Here is a 20,661-nt window from a genome sequence, read left to right as displayed (position 1 = left end):
GTAGAGTGGAAATGTGTTGTTTTCACTCTACTCACTTTTAAGATTGCATTTTATAGGTTTTGGATCTTGATGAAATGCGACAGGACGAAGGTGGATCGATACCATCCACCTGAGGAGTTAATGAGTCGTGTAGGGAGTGGGAAAGAACTCCGATTAGTTAAAAAGAGTTCGTTTTCCCACCCCCGCAAAGTTGATTAGGCCATTTTTGGAGCTTAAAAAGCGAACAAAGATGCCAATCAACCATAGCGTCATACTGTTATTTCTATCAAACATCAAAGGCTGACAATTTTGCGCAGCCTCGTTACACGAATTGAACACGGGCTGCGGATTGTGTCAAAAAGATGAATCCTCCTAGAATCTGATGATTCTGCGTCGAATTCCCTATTTTGACTGTATCCGCCACGCCCTTTGTATCTTAGTAATTGAACACGGGCTAAATACTGTGTGATAAAACGCCAACTATATTAGTACTAACTTCAAGACGCAGTAGCTGATTGGATTCTTCTCTTGCTTTATGAGCTTGGAAGAATCCTAATCAGCCTTGTGGGGGTAGGACGACGAAGAGTCCGCCAAAGTATCGCTTCTGTCCTACTCCCTATTTTGACTGTATCCGCTATGCCCTTTGTATCTTGTTAATTGAACACGCCCTAAATGCTGTGTGAAAAAGATAAATTTTCTTGTGAGCTTCGCTCCCGGCGACAATTTCCTATTTTCACTTGGCATTTTACGGGCTTTGTATCTTATGCTACCCTTCTATATATTCTTTGAGTTCTTGTCCTTTTAAGCCAGCATTGAGGGCGATGAGGAGCTTAAGGCGAGCTTTGGGGGCATTTAATTCTTTGATGAAAAAGATACCTGTTTGATGGAGTTGAACGCCACCGCCTTCATATGCATACACGGGTTCTGCAATTCCGTTGAAGCAACGGGATACTAAAGCGATTGGAAGTCCGGCGTCTATAAATTCTTGGAGTTTAATGGCTGTTTCTTTAGGGATGTTTCCTGCTCCAAAGGCTTCAATAATGAGACCATCGATTTTTGAGCAATCCAGTAGATCTAACAGATCGGTTTTCATCCCAGCATAAGTAGTGATAATGGGAACGAAACCTTCGATTTTATCGAGATCGAAGCGCACTCGTGGCTCAGCTGTTTTAAAGAAGAGGATTTCCTTTTTCATGACCAAACCGAGTGGGCCATGAGTTGGTGTCTGGAAGGTGCCGACATTGGTGGTGTGGGTTTTGGTAACGTACTTGGCCGCATGAATTTCGTCATTCATGACGACTAAGACCCCCTTATCACGTGCTTTTGGATCGGCAGCCACTCGGAGGGCTGTTAAGAAATTATAGACACCGTCGCTTCCTAGTTCGTTGGAGCTTCGCATGGCTCCAGTAATCACCACGGAGATGTCTGGTAACTCCATGGTATCCAAAAAATAAGCTGTTTCTTCTAGCGTATCGGTCCCGTGTGTAATGACGATCCCATCGAAGTGGCTGGCTGCCTCTTTGATTCTTTGGTATAGAGCTAACATGTGATGCGGTGTCATTTGTGGACTTGGTAGATTGAAGATATCCTCAGAAGTGACTTCCATTCCTTCAATTGGAGAAGTAACTTGGGTCATGGGATTAACTTCATTGGTGATCACTGCTCCGGAGTCATCTGCTGCCATGGAAATGGTCCCTCCGGTATGTAGTGCTAAAATTTTCTTAAACATGTGAAGCTCCTTGGAATATGTGATATAATTTATTTTATCATAAAAAGAAAGAAACAGTAGACATGGAAATAAAAGCAGTCTTTTTTGATATCGATGGGACCTTGGTGAATGACAGTCGAGCAGTCCTCAAATCGACCGAAAAAGCTATCCAATCTTTAAAAGAGGAAGGAATTTATGTTGGACTTGCAACGGGTCGAGGTCCAGCTTTTGTTAAACCTTTCATGGAGCGCTATGGCTTTGATTTTGCGGTGACCTATAATGGCCAGTATATAGTAACCAAGGACCGCGTATTATTTACCAGTCCAATCGACAAAAAGAGTCTGCACCAGCTGATTGACTATGCTCAGGAGCACCGTAAGGAAATTGCTCTAGGAACCAAAGATGGTGTATGTGGTTCTCGTATTATGAGTTTTGGGATGAGTCCTATTTCGACTTGGTCCAGTCGCTTTGTACCCCGCAAGATGGCCCGTACCGTTAGTCGAGGCTTTAATAAAGTGGTCAGTAAAGTGGTTCCACAAGATCAGGAAACCCTCTATGCACTAGCGCAGGAACCCATCTACCAGGTATTGATTTTATCCAGTTCAGAAGAGACTGCAAAAATTGAAAAAGAGTTTCCGCATCTGAAATTTACACGCTCCAGCCCCTTTGCAGCAGACGTCCTCAACCCAGGAATTTCCAAACTGGAAGGAATTCGTATCGTTGGTCAGGAATTTGGCTTTAACATTGATGAAGTCATGGCTTTTGGAGATTCGGATAATGACTTAGAGATGCTTTCAGGCGTAGGTTTGTCGATTGCGATGGGGAATGGGACGACTAGTGTCAAAGCGATTGCCAAGCATACCACGACCAGTAATAGTAAGGATGGTATCCAAAAAGCCCTGCAACACTTTGGTATTCTCTCAGAGAAAGAACTCTTTCTTTCTAAGGATGATCACTTCAATAAGGTCAAAACTTTCCATGGCGTGATGGATGGGAAAACCCAGGAAAAACCGGTTGTTTGGCAGTCTCAAGATGCCCTCTACCGGACCATGTTCAAGCAGGAAGAGCTGGTGGAATTTGTCCGAGCAGCTAGCTCGAACGAAGAAGAATTTGATCACTCCTTAGCCGCTCTTCATGAAGCCTTGGACAAGGCGGCGGAGAAGGTTCGAAACAAGCATCCGGCTGAGATCTCCATGGTGGGACAGGTCGATGCCTTGATCGATACGCTCTATCTGACTTATGGTAGCTTCGTCTTAATGGGGGTCGATCCGGAAGAGGTTTTTGAGATTGTTCACCGTGCCAATATGGGGAAGATTTTCCCAGATGGAAAGGCACACTTTGATCCAGTAACCCACAAAATTCTGAAGCCAGATGATTGGGAAGAAAAATACGCCCCGGAACCTGCCATCAAAAAAGAGCTGGATCGCCAACTGAAAGCTTACGAAAAACACGCAAAACCAAAAGAAGTAACAAAAGAAAACTAAAAAGAGAGTGGGACAGAAATCGGTCATTCGTTAGAATTCGATTTCGTCGTCCCACCTCCGCACAGTTGAGTAGGGCTGTAAAAGCTGATGAAATCAGCGTAGTAGAGGCCACTCAACCACTGCGTCTTGCTCGACAATCCAAAAATAATTGAGAGGCTAGGACTTTTGTCCCAGCCTCTTTTGTTTCTTACATGGTTTTATCTTTATCACGCACCACTAGTAAGTCTACTTTAGCATGGCGAAGGATGTATTCTGAGGAGGAACCGACCATGAGACGTTCGAATGCATTGAGTCCGGTAGCCCCGACCATTATGAGGTCAACCCCTTCTTTACTTGGGATATCATTGGCCAAGAGGACCTTTGGATTTCCCATTTCTACAACAGTCGCAATATTTTGAACGCCGACTTTTTCGGCACGTTCCTTGTAGCCTTTGAGCAACTCCTTGGCTTCTTCTTGCAATTCTTCATACACTTCAGCATCAAAAGTTGAGACGCTTTGCAGGGCACGGGTATCGATGACGTGAACAATGGTCAATTTAGAGCCATTACGAAGAGAAACATTGACCCCTTTTTCAAATGCCAATTCTGCTTCATGAGAGCCGTCGACAGCGACCATAATGTTTTCATATTTTTGAGACATAATCCTACCTCCTGATAGCTTGAAAACATGGATAGAATAGAAGGTGCTTCCATTCCCTATACACTTATATTTTATCTCTTTTTAGCTGGAATGTAAAGGTAAAGTCTATCTTTTTCTATCTTATTTCTGAGGAATTTTTAAAGTCCTCAGTTTGTACTCTATTTGAACTAGTGGTATAATAGAGATAATTTCGTGAATCGAGGCAGAATATGAAAGAATATAATAAATCAAGCAAACTCGAACATGTCGCTTATGATATTCGTGGTCCAGTTTTGGAAGAAGCTATGCGCATGCGAGCAAATGGGGAAAAGATTCTCCGTTTAAATACAGGGAACCCAGCTGAGTTTGGTTTTACAGCACCAGATGAAGTGATCCATGATTTGATCATGAATGCGCGTGATAGTGAAGGGTATTCGGATTCAAAAGGGATTTTTTCAGCCCGCAAGGCTATTATGCAGTACTGCCAGTTAAAGAAAATTCCTAATGTGGATATCGAAGATATATACGTCGGCAATGGAGTGAGTGAACTGATCGTGATGTCCATGCAAGGGCTGCTCGACAATGGCGATGAGGTCTTGATTCCGATGCCAGACTATCCTCTTTGGACAGCAGCAGTCAGTCTAGCTGGTGGGAATGCAGTCCATTACCTTTGTGATGAAGAGGCAAATTGGTATCCAGATATTGAGGATATCAAGTCGAAAATTACCTCAAATACAAAAGCCATCGTTGTGATCAATCCCAACAACCCAACTGGGGCCCTCTATCCAGATGAGATTCTACTTGAGATTGTTGAGATTGCTCGTCAAAACAACTTGATCATCTTTGCGGATGAAATTTATGACCGCTTGGTGATGGATGGTGAAAAACACACGGCTATCGCGAGTCTAGCACCGGATCTCTTCTGTGTGAGTATGAATGGTTTGTCAAAATCTCACCGGATTGCAGGTTTTCGTGTTGGTTGGATGGTTCTATCTGGACCCAAGCATCATGTGAAGGGCTATATTGAAGGTTTGAATATGTTGTCCAATATGCGTCTTTGTTCAAACGTCTTGGCTCAACAAGTTGTTCAAACCTCCCTTGGAGGCTACCAATCTGTAGATGAACTCTTGCTTCCAGGTGGACGAATCTACGAGCAACGTAACTTTATCTACAAAGCCATCAATGAGATTCCTGGTCTCTCAGCAGTCAAACCAAAAGCCGGTCTCTATATCTTCCCTAAGATCGATCGGGAAATGTACCGGATCGATGATGATGAGCAATTTGTTTTAGAGTTCTTGAAACAAGAAAAAATTCTCTTGGTTCATGGACGCGGATTTAACTGGAAGGACCCAGATCACTTCCGGATCGTTTACCTACCACGTGTAGATGAATTGGCTCAAATTCAAGAAAAAATGACCCGCTTCTTGAAACAATATAGACGCTAATCAAACCGAAGGATTGAAGAGGAAGATCTTCAATCTTTTTTGATCTATTCTATAAAATTGATGTTATCTCCTTGACATTTTTCTGAATTGCGCATAATTGTAGAAAAAATAAATAATTTTCAGATAATTTGATTGAATTTCCTCCGCTTATATGATATACTTTAGCTGACTATATGCGAGGTTTATTATGGCAAACTTATTAGATAAAACACGTAAAATTACATCTATCTTGAAACGAACGGATGAGCAGTTACAAGTCGAGATGCCTTACAATGATATTGCCCAGCAATTGGCAGATATCATTCACTGTAATGCCTGTATCATTAATAGCAAGGGAACGCTGCTTGGTTATTTCATGCGTTATAAGACCAACAATGACCGGGTAGAAGCCTTTTTTGAAAATAAAAAGTTGCCGGAAGATTACGCTAAGGCAGCGAGTTTGGTCTATGATACGGAAGCCAACCTTCCAATCGAGCATGATTTGACCGTCTTTCCGGTAGAGACCAAGTCTGAATTTCCTGATGGCTTAACGACCATTGCTCCTATCCACGTATCTGGGATTCGTTTGGGATCTTTGATTATCTGGCGCAATGATAAAGAGTTTGACGATGATGATTTGATCCTGGTTGAGATTGCCAGTACCGTAGTTGGGATTCAAATGTTGAACTTCCAACGAGAGGAAGACGAGAAAAACATTCGTCGCCGGACAGCGGTCAATATGGCTGTTAATACCTTGTCTTACTCTGAACTGCGGGCGGTTTCTGCCATCCTTGGGGAATTGAAGGGGAATGAAGGACAGTTAACTGCTTCTGTGATTGCGGATCGAATCGGTATTACCCGCTCTGTGATTGTCAATGCGCTTCGGAAATTGGAATCAGCTGGTATTATTGAAAGTCGTTCACTCGGGATGAAGGGAACTTATCTCAAAGTTTTGATCCCAGATATTTTTGAAGAAATTAAGAAAAGAGACTACTAATGAGCAAAGCATTAATTTCGATTGACTACACCGTTGATTTTGTAGCGGATGAAGGTAAGCTAACGGCAGGAGCTCCCGCCCAAGCCATTTCTGAGAGCATTGCCCAGGTGACCCAATTAGCCTTTGATCAAGGAGCCTATGTCTTTTTTGCTATTGATGCGCATGATGTAGACGATTCTTTTCATCCTGAAAGCAAGCTCTTCCCACCCCATAATATCATTGGGACTAGTGGACGTGATTTGTACGGCCCTTTAGCAGATTTTTATCAGGAGCACAAAGCGGATCCACGCGTCTTTTGGATGGACAAACGTCATTATTCTGCTTTTTCAGGGACGGATCTAGATATCCGCCTTCGTGAACGTCATGTGGATACCGTTATTTTGACGGGTGTCTTGACCGATATCTGTGTCCTTCATACAGCGGTTGATGCCTACAATCTGGGTTATCAGATCGAAGTGGTGGAGCCTGCAGTGGCGTCGCTTACTCCTGAAAATCACCAGTTTGCTTTGAATCACTTCAAGCATGTCTTAGGGGCAAGTTTGGTGGACGATACACTAGCTGTATTAGACAAAAAATAAGAAACCGATGTAAAAGAGGTCATAGACACTTGTCTAGGCCTCTTTTTTGGGGCTTAGAAATTGTTTTCCTCACTTGAAAATGGTATTCTAATGAAAGAAAAAAGGGGAAGTTATGAGTAAAAAAGCTGTCGTGTTTTCAGCCAATCTATCTTATATGGAGAAGTTGGAAACCGCTATGAAGTCACTGTGTGCCCATCAGGACCAGTTGAAAATGTATGTCTTAAATGAAGATCTACCAACTGAGTGGTTTGCTATCATGAATCAGCGCTTGCGCCAGTTGGATTCAGAAGTGATCAATTGTCGGATGTCTCCCGAGCAATTCCAGTCCTTTTCGCTTCCAAGTAACCATATTCACTATGCAACCTATTTCCGTTACGCTATTCCAGAGATTGTGGAAGAAGAGCGAATCCTCTATCTGGATTGTGATATGATCTTTACACAGGATTTATCGCCTTTATTTGAGGTCGATCTAAAAGGTTATGGACTGGGTGCAGTGGTCGATAAGCCGACGACGACAGATGGTTTTAATGCTGGACTTTTGGTGATTGATAAGGCTTGGTGGCTAGAGCATCAGGTGACAGAGGTCCTCTTTGACCTCACCAAGGAGCACCATCAGCAGGTCTATGGAGATCAAGGGATTTTAAATCTGTATTTCAAAGATGCTTGGTATCCATTGCCTTGGACTTATAATCTACAAGTAGGATCTGATAAGGATCAGTACCTCTATGGGGACTTGGATTGGTATGAAGCCTTTCAAGGGATTCCTGCGGTCATTCATTACACTTCTCATAATAAACCATGGACCTCCAAACGCTTCAATCGTTTTCGTGAATTATGGTGGTTTTATTATGCCCTCTCTTGGGAGGAAATTTTGCTTCGAAAACCGATTTTGAAGCAAAACTATCAAGATCTAGTGGGAACTTTTCCTTATCATGCGGCCATTTATACCCATACAGCTGATATCCACGAGTTGGAGACGTTGTTAAAAGAGCTACCAGATGTCGCGATTCATGTTCTTGCTCATAGTCATTTTGGCTTTAACTTGGTGCAATTGGAACGCTACCCCAACCTCTTTCTATACCCTTCCTTTGATCCCTTGACTAGTCGAAAGGTTATAGAAAAATTGGATTTCTATTTGGATATCAATCCCTATGGTGAGGTCGATCAAATCACGCAAATACTCAGCCAACAAGGCGTCCCAATTTTTTCTTTTGAGGGAACCAATCATGTAGAAAATGGGGAGAACCAAGTGTTTGCTGATGACCAGGTACAGGAGATGGTGGCAGCGATTCGCGATTATTTAAAGAAAAGTGAGGACAATCATGGAAGCAAATGAAGTCGTCAGTATCATCATTCCTATTTATAATGTAGAAGCTTATTTGAGGCAATGTTTGGAGACGGTTATCCATCAGACTTACCCGAATTTAGAGATCATATTGGTCAATGATGGCTCACCAGACAATTCAGAAGCAATCTGCAAGGAATTTTTTAAACGAGATGCTCGCATTCGCTATATTCGTCAAGAAAATGGTGGCTTATCAGCTGCCCGTAATACAGGGATTGAGTTAGCGACTGGAGATTACATCACCTTTGTTGATCCAGATGACTGGGTGACGGAGGACTATGTAGAGGTGCTTTATGGTCAGCTTCAGAAGTATGATGCGGATGTCTCAGTAGCCAACTATAACCTCTATGATGAGAGTAGTAGCAAATACTTGATTAAGGTAACGGATGCTGATTATTCAGAAACCCTTTATGAGGGGAGAGGGATTTTGGAGCACGATGCCATTCAGGAGACCAGAGATATGGCCTGGGCGTGTGCTATGATGAAGCTCTATAAGCGTAACTTATTTGAAGGGCTTCGTTTTCCGGTCGGAAAAAATGTAGAGGACAACTTCCTTATGTACAAGCTTTTTTTAAAAGCCGATCGAGTGGTTCATACGGAGAAATGTATTTATTGGTATCGTGTGGGCCGTTCAGATACCCTCTCACAAGTCTGGACGGAAAAGCGTGTACTAGATGAGATGGAAGCTAAGCAAGAAAAGTTGGCACTTCTGGGTATGTTGGGTTACGATTTAACCTGGCATCGTTATATTTACAAAACGCGCTTGAAACGGGCCCTTGAAAAATTAGAAGAAGCAGGCTTACAAGGATCAGAAACCTATGAGCGCGTGGTGATGAACCTCAACTTCATTGAAAAAAGGACTAACCATCTATTGATGAGAAAGGATTAGCATGTTCATTATTGCAGCTGAACAGACTCGAGAGCTGAACCATTTGCGAAAATTATTGGACAAACTAGGTCAGCCCTACCGTGTGTTCATCACTAATTTGGAAACGGATTTGGATCAAGAGACGGAGAGTCTTGCGACCTTTTTTACCCAAACAGACCCGGCGTCAAAAATTGGGGAACCACTATTTTTTAATGATCTCTCAGTTCCTGAATTATGGGAATGTTGGACACTTGGGATCACAACCTATCTGTTTGATGGTGAGGAACGTCGTGCCAATATCGTGTTGCGAGAGGACCTTTTGTCGCGAACCGTTGATCGAGTAGAGTGGTTTGGTCAGAAAGAAGAAATCGCATCCATTGATTTTTACAACCGTTATGGCTGGAGAAGTCAGCAAAGCCTTCTCAATGAAGGCGCTCAACCTTATTTAGAGATTTATTTGAATCGTCAACAAGAAGAAGTGCTGCTCCATTTTGTCTTGCAAGGGACCTTTTTGCATCAAACTTCTAAGGGACGAGACCAGTTGTACGCTAATAAAGAAGAGTTGCAGAGAGCCGTTTTGAAACAAGTCTTGCCAGAAAAGGAAGCCATCCTTTTAATGAATCAGAGCTTGCTAGCTTTTGTGAAAGAGTTGCCTAAGGAACGACTTGCCTTGTGTAGAAGTACAGGTGCCGACCTAGAAGGAATCAAAGAGCAGGTTGAGCAGATCCTGGTGCTGGAGGCTGCTCATTTACATGAGAAAAAAGAAGGATACACCAGTCTTTCAGGATTCGTAGACGTGGACCAGGAGAAGTTTCAGCCAGAAGCACTGGTCATGACAGCTTCTCAAGAGGTTGAAGGCTTAGCAGACCTCGTTCACGATTTTCCACAAGTGACCTTTCACATTGCTGCTTTGACAGCTATGGGACCAAAATTAACAGACTTGGATCCTTGTCCCAATGTGCGACTCTATCCGGGAATTTCGATGGAAAACTACGAGGAATTACTAGCGACTTGCTCACTCTATCTGGATTGCAACCAAGGGGAAGAAGTGATGAACAGTAGTATACGTGCTCTTGAAAATGGGCAAATTTTGCTTGGGTTGCAGAGCACTGTGCACCATGAAGCCTACAAAGAATTGACTACTATTACAGCTTCGGTAGAAGAAATGAAAGCCCGATTAGGAGCATTAGTCCAACATCCAGAGTCCTATGAAGAACTCTTGAGAGAGCAAGTACGAATCTTGCAACTTCCTCAAAAAGAAGCTCTGATGGAGATCTTTAAGCAGTTAGAGGGAGGGAAAGGATGACCGTATATACCTTTAACCTATTAGTGGGGTTTGAGCCTAATGGCGTCGATGTGGCGCAGGCTTCTCGAGCTAGGATGCTCCGCGATTTGGGGGTGGCAGCTAGGTTCATCTTTACAACATGGCCTAGTCCAGAGAAATTAGCTTATTACCTTTCTTTAGGGCACCGGGATGAGGAATTGCTCTTCGCCCATCTAGCTTTTACAGATCAAGAAACGACAGTCCCTCAAAAGACAGTTGGGGCCTTGCAGATGGATTTTCAGTTGACGCGTTTGGATGTTGTTGAAAAAACAGAGAGAGCCATTCGCTATCAATTTGCAGATAACAGCGCTCTGACCTTTCATCTGGATCCCTATCATAAAGACTGTGTCCGCTATGTCGACTATCTTTCTAATGGGAGTACCCTCAAGCGAGAATATTATGGGGCTTGTAAAATTGCTACAGAGTATTTTCAATATGGAAGTGTCGTTAGACGGACCTATCACCATCAAGATGGCCGTATCGCCTTTGAAGAATTGAGGCTAAGCGGAAACTGGCTCTATAAACTAGGGCCTGAGATCCTGACCAGTCATACGGAAGTGATGAGACGTTTTTTGTTAAAACTTTCTCTAAAAGAAGAGGATTTGGTTTTACTTGACCGGGCTTCTCGCATGGATTTTGCCCGCCCTTTGATGGAGAAAGATGATCGTTCCAAGCTAGCCATGGTGTTTCATTCAGAGCACGAATTTGAAAATGGCCAGCTCAACTATGAGTACTATTATGTGTTCAAATATGCCAAACGCTTTGATTACTTTATCACTGCAACGGAGGCACAAAAAGAAGTCTTGGAACAGACACTTGCCAAGCAAGAGTGCGAAAATATTCCAATCTATAGCATTCCAGTGGGCCATTTGGAAGAATTGACAGAATTACCAGGAGATAGACGTCCCTTTAGTGTGATCACAGCTTCCCGCTTGGATCCAAGGAAATGCATCGATTTGGCCATTCGAGTGGTAGCTCAAGCTCATAAACACATACCGGCCCTTCAGTTCGATATTTATGGGAAGGGTGGAGAAGCGGACAACTTACGGCACTTGATTCAGGAGCTTGAAGCGCAAGACTATATTCACCTACGTGGTCATGCAGGTCTCAAGCAGATTTATCCTTACTACCAGGTCTACCTAGCCACTTCTCAGTGGGAAACCTTTGGCTTGACCTTGATGGAGGCGGCTGGAGCGGGTCTAGCCTTGCTTGGCTTTGATGCCCGTTATGGTAATCCGACCTTTATGAAAGAGGGAGAAAATGGCTATCTGGTACCTTATAGTGGGAAGAGACCAGAAGAAGAGTTGGTCAAAGAACTAGCAGACAAGCTGGTGCAACTCTTTAATAGGGACCTAGCACCATTTCATCAGGCTTCTTATGACCTAGCTTCCTGCTACCTCAAAACGAAGGTCCAAGAAGTTTGGAAGCAGATGCTAATAGAGATGGGCCAATTGGACAGAAAAGAAATGTAAAACGAAGAATCTGTAGCGACAAAAAAGTCCTGCAGATTTTTTCTAAGGCAAGCAAATTAGGCTAAATTATGGTAAAATAGAGGGTATTGAAAAATCATCATTTCACGAAAGGAAGCAAGATGAAAATTACGCAAGAAGAGGTAACCCACGTTGCCAATCTTTCAAAATTGAAATTCTCTCCAGAAGAGACAGCTGAGTTTGCGACAACCTTATCTAAGATTGTTGATATGGTGGAATTGTTGGAAGAAGTGGACACAACAGGTGTGGCCCCAACGACAACCATGGCGGATCGTAAGACCGTATTGCGTCCGGATGTCGCTGAAAAAGGCACTGACCGCGACCGTTTGTTTAAAAATGTACCTGAAAAAGACAATTACTACATCAAGGTGCCAGCTATCCTAGAAGATGGAGGAGATGCCTAATGTCATTCAACCATAAAACCATTGAAGAGTTGCACGACCTCCTTGTCTCTAAGGAAATTTCAGCAACGGAATTGACACAAGCGACGCTTGACGATATCAAGGTGCGTGAAGAAGCCGTCAATGCCTTTGTAACGGTGGCCGAAGAAGCTGCCCTTGCACAAGCTAAGGCCATTGATGAAAAAGGAATCGATGCAGACAACCTGCTGTCAGGAATTCCACTCGCTGTCAAAGACAATATCTCAACAGATGGTATCTTGACGACTGCGGCATCAAAAATGCTCTACAACTACGAGCCAATCTTTGATGCGACAGCTGTTGCCAATGCGAAAGCCAAAGATATGATTGTCATCGGGAAGACCAACATGGACGAGTTTGCCATGGGTGGATCTGGTGAAACTTCATACTATGGACCAACCAAGAATGCATGGGACCACAGCAAGGTGCCTGGTGGATCTTCTAGTGGTTCAGCAGCTGCTGTAGCTTCAGGGCAAGTCCGTTTGTCCCTCGGTTCAGATACAGGTGGTTCTATTCGCCAGCCTGCGGCCTTCAACGGAATCGTCGGTCTCAAACCAACTTATGGAACAGTTTCTCGTTTCGGTCTCATTGCCTTTGGTAGCTCACTCGACCAAATTGGACCGTTTGCTCCAACCGTTAAGGAAAATGCGCTCTTGCTCAATGTCATTGCCAGTGCAGATGACAAGGATTCGACTTCTGCACCTGTTCGTGTAGCAGACTTTACTTCTAAAATCGGTCAAGATATTAAAGGTATGAAGATTGCCCTTCCGAAGGAATACCTCGGGGAAGGGATCGACCCAGAAGTCAAAGAAACCATCCTAAACGCTGCTAACCACTTTGAAAAATTGGGAGCAACTGTCGAAGAAGTTAGCCTGCCACATTCTAAATACGGGGTTGCCGTTTACTACATCATTGCTTCTTCAGAAGCCTCTTCAAACTTGCAACGTTTTGATGGGATTCGTTATGGTTTCCGTGCCGAAGATGCTAAAAACTTGGATGATATCTACGTGAACACTCGTAGCCAAGGCTTTGGTGATGAGGTCAAACGTCGGATCATGCTGGGAACCTTTAGTTTGTCATCTGGTTACTACGATGCTTACTACAAGAAAGCTGGTCAAGTCCGGACCCTCATTATCCAAGACTTCGAAAAAGTCTTTGCAGATTACGACCTCATTCTTGGTCCAACAGCTCCAAGTGTGGCCTTTGATTTGGATTCGCTCAATCATGATCCGGTTGCCATGTACTTGGCTGACCTCTTGACCATTCCAGTTAACTTGGCAGGTCTTCCAGGAATTTCAATCCCTGCAGGTTTTGCGCAAGGTCTTCCAGTTGGTTTGCAGTTGATTGGTCCGAAATATTCGGAAGAGACCATCTACCAAGCTGCAGCTGCCTTTGAAGCAACGACGGATTACCACAAGCAACAACCCCTTATTTTCGGAGGTGACAATTAATGAACTTTGAAACAGTCATCGGACTTGAAGTCCACGTTGAATTGAATACAAACTCAAAAATTTTCTCACCAACCTCTGCCCACTTTGGGAACGAGCAAAATGCCAATACCAATGTGATCGACTGGTCTTTCCCAGGGGTGCTTCCTGTCTTGAACAAGGGTGTTGTGGACGCTGGTATTAAGGCTGCTTTGGCCCTGAATATGGATATCCACCAGCACATGCACTTTGACCGTAAGAACTATTTCTACCCTGATAATCCAAAAGCTTACCAAATTTCGCAATTTGATGAGCCTATCGGTTACAATGGGTGGATTGAAGTGCAACTAGAAGACGGCTCAACTAAGAAAATCGGGATTGAACGGGCCCACTTGGAAGAAGATGCTGGTAAGAACACCCATGGAACAGACGGCTTCTCTTATGTAGACCTTAACCGTCAAGGGGTGCCATTGATCGAAATCGTATCTGAAGCAGACATGCGTTCTCCTGAAGAAGCCTACGCTTATTTGACAGCTCTCAAAGAAGTCATCCAATACACAGGTATTTCTGACGTCAAGATGGAAGAAGGATCGATGCGGGTCGATGCCAACATTTCCCTTCGCCCCTACGGTCAAGAGGAATTTGGTACCAAGACGGAGTTGAAAAACTTGAACTCTTTCTCAAACGTCCGTAAAGGTCTTGAATACGAAGTGGAGCGTCAAGCAAAAATTTTGCGTTCAGGTGGGATTATTCGTCAAGAAACACGCCGTTATGATGAGGCCAACAAGAGCACGATTCTTATGCGGGTAAAAGAAGGGGCAGCGGATTACCGTTACTTCCCAGAACCAGACCTTCCCTTGTTTGAAATCTCAGATGAGTGGATCGAAGAAATGCGTACGAAGTTGCCAGAGTTTCCAAAAGACCGCCGTGCTCGCTACGTGGCGGAGCTTGGCTTGTCAGACTATGATGCCAATCAATTGACAGCTACTAAAGTCACATCTGACTTCTTTGAAGCAGCCGTAGCCCTTGGCGGAGACGCTAAACAAGTGTCAAACTGGCTCCAAGGTGAAGTGGCGCAATTCTTGAATGCTGAAGGAAAAACACTAGAAGAAATCCAATTGACACCAGAAAACTTGGTCGAAATGATTGCCATCATCGAAGATGGAACCATCTCATCTAAGATTGCTAAGAAAGTCTTCGTTCACTTAGCGAAAAACGGTGGCGGTGCGCGTGAATACGTCGAAAAAGCTGGATTGGTACAGATTTCAGATCCGGAAGTCTTGATCCCTATCATCCACCAAGTCTTCGCAGACAATGAAGCAGCCGTAGCTGACTTCAAGTCAGGGAAGCGGAATGCGGACAAGGCCTTTACCGGCTTCCTCATGAAAGCAACCAAAGGCCAAGCCAACCCACAAGTAGCCCTCAAGTTACTTGCCCAAGAATTGGCGAAGTTGAAAGAAGAGTAATAGAGAAAAACTAGCCGAGAGGTTGGTTTTTTCTATCCATAAAATTGTGTTAGAATAGGAAAGACCATTACATATCAACTAGCATTAGGAGAAGTTAAATGAACAAATTTTTAAGAGCCTTATTTGTCCTAGTTATCATCGCCATGTCTGGAGCCATTATTTTTCAGCTCTTCTTTCCATCCTATATGGGAAGTCATTCAGGATATGGTGTTTCTGTCGGTTGGCAGCGAGAGATTGGGATTTGGAATGTGGCAGTTCTTGTGATTCTCATTGCTGTCAATCTCAAATATGATTGGTTCTATCTTCGAACGGTACTATTGGCCTTGATCATTGGTGGGCTTGGGATTGGGACCAATCATTTATTTGCTTATCTCAACTATCATTTGCCAGTAAATGCTATTGGAGCTTTTGAAAATTATCTTCTTGTTCTGGGCTGGATTGTCGGTTGGAAATTAGAGTCGTCTCGGACCGATAATTAAGATATTAACTGTCTGTTTCTTCTTGACAAAGTTTGTGAAAAGGCTTACAATATGGTTGTCGGGTTTCCTGAAAGGGAATTGCAATTCATGGAAAAATAGGAGAATCATATGGAAACAATGAAAGCTGCTCGCTGGCATGGCAAGAAGGACGTTCGTATCGAAGAAGTAGAAGTCCCTAAAGTACAACCTCATCAAGTAAAGGTTGCGGTCAAATTCACGGGAATCTGTGGAACAGACTTGCATGAATACTTGGATGGGCCAATCTTCATTCCAACAGAAGAGCATGTTTATTCTGGTCAAAAAGCACCCGTTACCCTCGGTCACGAGTTTGCTGGAGAAATTGTTGAGGTTGGAAGCGATGTGACTCGTGTCAAAGTTGGGGATCGTGTGACGATTGAACCAATTTTGGCAAAACATAACTTAATCGGTGACTACAACCTTGATCCAAACTTGAACTTTGTTGGTTTAGCAGCAGATGGTGGTTTTGCGAAGTATTGTGTGCTTGATGGTGATCTTGTGCATGTGGTTCCAGATAGCTTGAGCTATGAACAAGCTGCGCTTACAGAACCTGCAGCTGTTGCTGTTTATGCCGTTCGTCAATCTGCATTGAAAACTGGGGATACAGCCGTTATCTTTGGTTTGGGGCCAATCGGTCTCTTGATCGTGGAAGCCCTTCGTGCGGCTGGTGCTTCAAAAATTTATGCAGTTGAATTGTCTCCGGAACGCCAAGCTAAGGCTGAAGAATTGGGTGCCATTGTGGTTCGTCCAGAAGAAGGTGAATCAATCGTTGAAGCGATCCATCGTTTAACAGGTGGTGGCGCCGATGTGTCTTATGAAGTAACAGGGGTTCCTGTTGTTCTTGGGCAAGCTTTGGCAGCTGTTCATAAGGCTGGTGAATGTATGGTCGTATCCATTTGGGAACGCGAAGCCAGCATCAATCCAAATGAATTCGCTATTCAAGAAAAGACCCTCAAAGGGATTATCGCTTATCGCCACATCTTCCCTAAAGTATTGGAATTGATGGAACAAGGCTACTTCTCTGCTGAAAAATTGGTTACCAAGAAAATCAAATTGGAAAATATTGTTCAAGATGGCTTTATCGAATTGACGCAAGATAAATCTCAAATCAAGATTTTAGTTGAGCCGTAATGTACCAAACTTATAGTATGAAACCAGTCCATGTGGACTGGTTTTTTTATGATCTTCATTGCTTCCAAAAAAGATAAAAGGAAGGTATGATTTTTTACGAAAACGCTTGCATAAATAATTTTTCCATGCTATACTGGTTGAACACTAATCATTTTAAGGAGATAGAATAGATATGAAACAGAATTCTTCTGTGACAGGCGATAAACAAGTCGTCTATGCGATTCGTCGGTTGAAAAATGGTGTTGGTTCGGTGGCGATTGCGACAAGCCTAGCCCTATTATCAGCCTTTGCTGGTCCGGTCAGTGCGGAAGAGGTAGTCAATACCCCCGCATCAGCTTCAGAGGTGCTGACAGCCCCTTCTAATGAAGCAAGCACTTCTTCATCTGATGGGAAAGTAGCTGCGAACACTGAGACAAGTGAAACCCCAAAAGTGGCGGATGAAAGTGTCACAACGCCTGAAAATGTAAGCGCACTCACTGAAGGAGTGGCAACTCAGAAGGCTGAGAAGGCAGAGGAGCCAATTGCTGATCAGACTATCCGGATTCACGTGAAAAAGCTACCAGAAGAAAACAAGGAAACGCAAGGTCTTTGGACCTGGGATGATGTTGAAAAACCATCGGAAAACTGGCCGACAGGTGCCCAATCTTTTAAGGACGCACAGACGGATGACTACGGCTATTATCTAGATGTCAAGCTCAAAAATGAGCAGGCGAAGAAGATTAGTTTCCTCATCAACAATGTTAAAGGGGACAATATCACAGGCGACAAGTCCATTGAATTGCTCTCGCCAAAAATGAATGAAGCTTGGTTGGACGACAAATTTAAAGTCTATTCTTATCAGCCTCAAGCAGAGGGGACTGTCAGAGTGAATTATTACCGGACAGATGGCAACTATGACAAAAAATCTCTCTGGTATTGGGGAGATGTAGAGAATCCGAGCAGTGCTGCTTGGCCGGATGGGACAGATTTTGTAGCGACAGGGAAATATGGTCGTTACATCGATATCCCCCTAAAGGAAGCTGCAAAAGAATTTGGTTTCTTATTATTGGACGAAAGCAAGTCTGGAGACGATGTGAAAATTCGACAAGAAGATTATAAATTTGCTGATTTGAAGAACCATAGCCAGATCTTCTTACGGGACGATGATCCGACCGTTTATACTAACCCATACTATGTCAACGATATCCGTATGACGGGTGCTCAACATGTCGGAAAAGAAAAGATTGAAGCCAGCTTCTCGACCTTGGCGGGAGCACAGAAAGAGGAGTTGCTCAAGCGGACCAAGATCACAGATGCTCAGGGAAATCCTGTCACCATCTCGGACCTTCTTTTAGATGAAGCAGGGAAGAAAGTAACCTATACAGGGGATTTCTCTCAGGTTGATCAATCCTATACGGTTCAATACGACAATGACCGCTTTACAACCAAAATGAACTGGCGCCTCAAGGATGAAGCTTATAGCTATGATGGAACTCTCGGAGCTCATCTTCATGAAGCTGGGAAAAAAGTGGATCTCACCCTCTGGTCACCAAGTGCAGATAAAGTATCTGTTGTCGTCTATGATAAGAATGATCCTGAAAAACTAGTTGGTCGTGTGGCTTTAGAAAAAGGGGAGAGAGGTACTTGGAAGCAGACCCTTTCTGCTGATTCAGGACTGGATATCCAAGATTATACGGGCTATTTCTACCAGTATGAAATTGAACGCCAAGGGAAAACCTTCACAGTCCTTGATCCTTATGCCAAATCGTTAGCAGCTTGGAACAGTGAATTGGCCAAGACAGATGATGTCCATAAGGTAGCTAAAGCAGCCTTTGTAGATCCAAGTAAATTAGGTCCGAGTGACTTAACCTATGCGTCCATTCCAAACTTCAAGAAACGGGAAGATGCCATCATCTATGAAGCCCATGTCCGCGACTTCACTTCTGATCCGGCTTTGGCGTCAGAGCTTAAGAGCCAGTTTGGGACCTTTGCTTCCTTTGTTGAAAAATTGGATTACCTCAAAGATCTTGGTGTAACGCACGTTCAACTCTTACCAGTTCTGTCTTATTATCATGTCAATGAATTAAAAAATAGCGAGCGCTTGTTAGAGTATGCATCAAGCAATAGCAACTACAACTGGGGCTATGATCCACAGAACTACTTCGCCTTGTCAGGGGTGTATTCAACAGATCCAAGCAATCCTCAAAAACGAATTGAAGAATTCAAGAATTTGGTCAATGAAATCCACAAACGTGGAATGGGAGTGGTACTAGACGTTGTCTATAACCACACAGCTAATGTGGATATCTTTGAGGATATCGAGCCGAATTACTATCATTTCATGGATGCGGACGGTACGCCTCGTACAAGCTTTGGTGGTGGACGCTTGGGAACAACCCACTACATGTCCAAACGGGTCTTGGTTGATTCGATCAAGTATTTAGTGGATACATATAAGGTGGATGGTTTCCGATTTGACATGATGGGAGACCATGATGCAGCCTCTATCGAAGAAGCCTACAAGGCAGCCCGGGCTCTGAATCCAAATCTCATCATGTTGGGAGAAGGATGGGTGACCTATGCAGGTGATGAAAACAGTCCTGTACAACCAGCAGACCAATCCTGGATGAAGAAAACAGATACCGTTGCAGTATTCTCGGATGATGTTCGAAACAATCTAAAATCTGGCTATCCAAATGAGGGACAACCTGCCTTTATCACCAATGGAAAACGGAAAATTGCGACTATCTTTAAGAATCTCATCGCACAACCAACCAACTTTGAGGCAGATAGTCCAGGTGATGTTATCCAATACATTGCAGCCCATGATAACTTGACCCTCTTTGATATTATCGCTCAGTCGATCAAGAAGGATCCAAGCATTCCAGCAAATAATGCAGAGATCCATCGTCGCTTGCGTCTCGGAAATCTGCTTGTCTTGACAGCTCAAGGAACACCTTTCCTTCATTCTGGTCAAGAATATGGTCGGACCAAGCAGTTCAAGGATCCAGCTTACCGCACGCCTGTTTCCGATGACAAGGTCCCAAACAAATCTCATTTGTTGGTCGATGAAAATGGAAAACCATTTGACTACCCTTACTTTATCCATGATTCCTATGACTCAAGTGATGCCATCAACCACTTTGATTGGGAAAAAGCAACCAATGAAGACCTCTATCCAGAGAATACACGCTCTCGGGCCTTCACCAAAGGGTTAATTGCCCTTCGTAAGTCGACAGATGCCTTCCGGATGGATAATATGGATGAAGTGAAGAGTCGCGTCAAGCTCTTGACGGTTCCAGGTGAGAATGGAGTCGAAGAAGAGGATCAGGTGATTGGCTACCAAATCACTGCAAGCAATGGGGAAGTATACTTGGTATTGGTCAATGCAGATACTAAGGCGCGTGACTTTGCTCTAGGAGCTGACCTAGAACGCTTTAGAAATGCGGATGTTCTAGTGGATGGGGAACGCGCAGGTATTAGCAATCTAATTGATCCAAAAGGAATCTCTTGGACAGAAAAAGGACTTCGACTGGATGCTTTGACAGCAACTGTCTTGCGTTTGTCTGCTAAGGAAGAAGCTGACAATCCAGCACTTCCGGATCGACCTGAATACCATGCACCGGTATCTCCATCTCTAGCGAAAGTTCTTCCTTCGCAAACTGCTAAACCGACGCCACAACTCCTTGCTCAAAAGAAAGAGGAGACAGAAGTTCAAGCTTTAGCTCCTCATCCTGACTCCGGGTCAGTTGAACATGGAGAAGAAACAAGTCCTACTCGCTCGCTTCCTGCAACAGGAGAAACCAGCTCCAACCTTACTAGTCTGGCTGGACTTCTTCTCTTAGGCAGTCTCGGATTTGGAATGAAAAAGAAGGGGAGAAAAGAAGATTAAAATCTTCTATATTGAGCCTTAAAAATACTTTTTA

Annotated in this window: 16 protein-coding genes; 14 read left to right on the top strand and 2 right to left on the bottom strand. The window is 43.7% G+C overall.

All coding sequences use genetic code 11. The features are described from left to right. Positions 1–745: 745 nt before the first annotated feature. Positions 746–1,708, bottom strand: coding sequence for an asparaginase (locus QM830_RS06185; protein WP_414325988.1), 963 nt, complete (start codon positions 1,706–1,708; stop codon positions 746–748). A gap of 62 nt (positions 1,709–1,770) precedes the next feature. Here QM830_RS06185 and QM830_RS06180 point away from each other — a divergent pair, with 62 nt between their 5' ends. After that, complete coding sequence (locus QM830_RS06180) at positions 1,771–3,171, top strand: Cof-type HAD-IIB family hydrolase (protein ID WP_414325987.1); 1,401 nt, start codon at positions 1,771–1,773, stop codon at positions 3,169–3,171. Positions 3,172–3,358: 187 nt separating this feature from the next. On the opposite strand, the gene QM830_RS06175 is transcribed toward QM830_RS06180, so the two are convergent. Further along, positions 3,359–3,811 (bottom strand): universal stress protein, encoded by a 453-nt coding sequence (locus QM830_RS06175; RefSeq protein WP_009731572.1) that lies wholly within the window; start codon positions 3,809–3,811, stop codon positions 3,359–3,361. Between the two features lie 209 nt (positions 3,812–4,020). Here QM830_RS06175 and QM830_RS06170 point away from each other — a divergent pair, with 209 nt between their 5' ends. The 13 genes from QM830_RS06170 to QM830_RS06110 all read left to right on the top strand — a co-directional run bounded on the left by QM830_RS06170 (position 4,021) and on the right by QM830_RS06110 (position 20,627). After that, a complete protein-coding gene (locus QM830_RS06170; RefSeq protein ID WP_009731571.1) occupies positions 4,021–5,235 on the top strand; it encodes a pyridoxal phosphate-dependent aminotransferase in 1,215 nt (404 codons plus the stop codon). A 187-nt stretch (positions 5,236–5,422) separates the two neighbouring features. Further along, a complete protein-coding gene (gene codY / locus QM830_RS06165; RefSeq protein ID WP_009731570.1) occupies positions 5,423–6,211 on the top strand; it encodes a GTP-sensing pleiotropic transcriptional regulator CodY in 789 nt (262 codons plus the stop codon). Next, positions 6,211–6,789: a cysteine hydrolase family protein gene (locus QM830_RS06160; RefSeq protein WP_009731569.1), complete on the top strand. Its 579-nt coding sequence runs from the start codon at positions 6,211–6,213 to the stop codon at positions 6,787–6,789. Before codY ends, QM830_RS06160 begins: the two co-directional genes overlap by 1 nt. A gap of 112 nt (positions 6,790–6,901) precedes the next feature. Next, on the top strand, positions 6,902–8,125 hold the full coding sequence (locus QM830_RS06155) for a glycosyltransferase (RefSeq protein ID WP_414325986.1): 1,224 nt from the start codon (positions 6,902–6,904) through the stop codon (positions 8,123–8,125). After that, positions 8,112–9,023 carry a glycosyltransferase family 2 protein gene (locus QM830_RS06150; RefSeq protein ID WP_414325985.1) on the top strand — a complete coding sequence of 304 codons (912 nt, stop codon included), beginning with the start codon at positions 8,112–8,114 and terminating at the stop codon, positions 9,021–9,023. The genes QM830_RS06155 and QM830_RS06150 overlap by 14 nt, the downstream gene beginning before the upstream one ends. A gap of 1 nt (position 9,024) precedes the next feature. Next, a complete protein-coding gene (locus QM830_RS06145) occupies positions 9,025–10,308 on the top strand; it encodes an accessory Sec system glycosyltransferase GtfB (RefSeq protein WP_414325984.1) in 1,284 nt (427 codons plus the stop codon). Continuing rightward, complete coding sequence (locus QM830_RS06140; protein WP_414325983.1) at positions 10,305–11,798, top strand: glycosyltransferase; 1,494 nt, start codon at positions 10,305–10,307, stop codon at positions 11,796–11,798. Before QM830_RS06145 ends, QM830_RS06140 begins: the two co-directional genes overlap by 4 nt. A 119-nt stretch (positions 11,799–11,917) precedes the next feature. Beyond that, a complete protein-coding gene (gene gatC / locus QM830_RS06135; protein WP_002884769.1) occupies positions 11,918–12,220 on the top strand; it encodes an Asp-tRNA(Asn)/Glu-tRNA(Gln) amidotransferase subunit GatC in 303 nt (100 codons plus the stop codon). Further along, positions 12,220–13,686 (top strand): Asp-tRNA(Asn)/Glu-tRNA(Gln) amidotransferase subunit GatA, encoded by a 1,467-nt coding sequence (gatA, locus tag QM830_RS06130; RefSeq protein ID WP_009731564.1) that lies wholly within the window; start codon positions 12,220–12,222, stop codon positions 13,684–13,686. The genes gatC and gatA overlap by 1 nt, the downstream gene beginning before the upstream one ends. Further along, on the top strand, positions 13,686–15,128 hold the full coding sequence (gene gatB, locus QM830_RS06125; protein WP_009731563.1) for an Asp-tRNA(Asn)/Glu-tRNA(Gln) amidotransferase subunit GatB: 1,443 nt from the start codon (positions 13,686–13,688) through the stop codon (positions 15,126–15,128). The genes gatA and gatB overlap by 1 nt, the downstream gene beginning before the upstream one ends. Positions 15,129–15,226: 98 nt before the next feature. Beyond that, a complete protein-coding gene (locus tag QM830_RS06120; RefSeq protein ID WP_009731562.1) occupies positions 15,227–15,607 on the top strand; it encodes a hypothetical protein in 381 nt (126 codons plus the stop codon). A 108-nt stretch (positions 15,608–15,715) separates the two neighbouring features. Beyond that, complete coding sequence (locus QM830_RS06115; RefSeq protein ID WP_414325982.1) at positions 15,716–16,756, top strand: 2,3-butanediol dehydrogenase; 1,041 nt, start codon at positions 15,716–15,718, stop codon at positions 16,754–16,756. Between the two features lie 172 nt (positions 16,757–16,928). Continuing rightward, positions 16,929–20,627, top strand: coding sequence for a pullulanase (locus QM830_RS06110; protein ID WP_414325981.1), 3,699 nt, complete (start codon positions 16,929–16,931; stop codon positions 20,625–20,627). The last annotated feature ends 34 nt before the right edge of the window (positions 20,628–20,661 follow it).

The sequence above is a fragment of the Streptococcus sp. OMI750 genome, from assembly GCF_047463895.1.
Taxonomy (GTDB): domain Bacteria; phylum Bacillota; class Bacilli; order Lactobacillales; family Streptococcaceae; genus Streptococcus.
This window is presented reverse-complemented; position numbering and strand designations above follow the sequence as displayed.

What these genes read in the sequence shown, in the direction of transcription:
- QM830_RS06150 (WP_414325985.1), top strand. Translation starts at nt 8,112, where the DNA reads ATGGAAGCAAATGAAGTCGTCAGTATCATCATTCCTATTTATAATGTA.
- QM830_RS06155 (WP_414325986.1), top strand. Translation starts at nt 6,902, where the DNA reads ATGAGTAAAAAAGCTGTCGTGTTTTCAGCCAATCTATCTTATATGGAG.
- codY (WP_009731570.1), top strand. Translation starts at nt 5,423, where the DNA reads ATGGCAAACTTATTAGATAAAACACGTAAAATTACATCTATCTTGAAA.
- QM830_RS06180 (WP_414325987.1), top strand. Translation starts at nt 1,771, where the DNA reads ATGGAAATAAAAGCAGTCTTTTTTGATATCGATGGGACCTTGGTGAAT.
- QM830_RS06145 (WP_414325984.1), top strand. Translation starts at nt 9,025, where the DNA reads ATGTTCATTATTGCAGCTGAACAGACTCGAGAGCTGAACCATTTGCGA.
- QM830_RS06160 (WP_009731569.1), top strand. Translation starts at nt 6,211, where the DNA reads ATGAGCAAAGCATTAATTTCGATTGACTACACCGTTGATTTTGTAGCG.
- gatA (WP_009731564.1), top strand. Translation starts at nt 12,220, where the DNA reads ATGTCATTCAACCATAAAACCATTGAAGAGTTGCACGACCTCCTTGTC.
- QM830_RS06115 (WP_414325982.1), top strand. Translation starts at nt 15,716, where the DNA reads ATGGAAACAATGAAAGCTGCTCGCTGGCATGGCAAGAAGGACGTTCGT.
- gatB (WP_009731563.1), top strand. Translation starts at nt 13,686, where the DNA reads ATGAACTTTGAAACAGTCATCGGACTTGAAGTCCACGTTGAATTGAAT.
- QM830_RS06185 (WP_414325988.1), bottom strand. Translation starts at nt 1,708, where the DNA reads ATGTTTAAGAAAATTTTAGCACTACATACCGGAGGGACCATTTCCATG.
- QM830_RS06140 (WP_414325983.1), top strand. Translation starts at nt 10,305, where the DNA reads ATGACCGTATATACCTTTAACCTATTAGTGGGGTTTGAGCCTAATGGC.
- QM830_RS06120 (WP_009731562.1), top strand. Translation starts at nt 15,227, where the DNA reads ATGAACAAATTTTTAAGAGCCTTATTTGTCCTAGTTATCATCGCCATG.
- gatC (WP_002884769.1), top strand. Translation starts at nt 11,918, where the DNA reads ATGAAAATTACGCAAGAAGAGGTAACCCACGTTGCCAATCTTTCAAAA.
- QM830_RS06110 (WP_414325981.1), top strand. Translation starts at nt 16,929, where the DNA reads ATGAAACAGAATTCTTCTGTGACAGGCGATAAACAAGTCGTCTATGCG.
- QM830_RS06170 (WP_009731571.1), top strand. Translation starts at nt 4,021, where the DNA reads ATGAAAGAATATAATAAATCAAGCAAACTCGAACATGTCGCTTATGAT.
- QM830_RS06175 (WP_009731572.1), bottom strand. Translation starts at nt 3,811, where the DNA reads ATGTCTCAAAAATATGAAAACATTATGGTCGCTGTCGACGGCTCTCAT.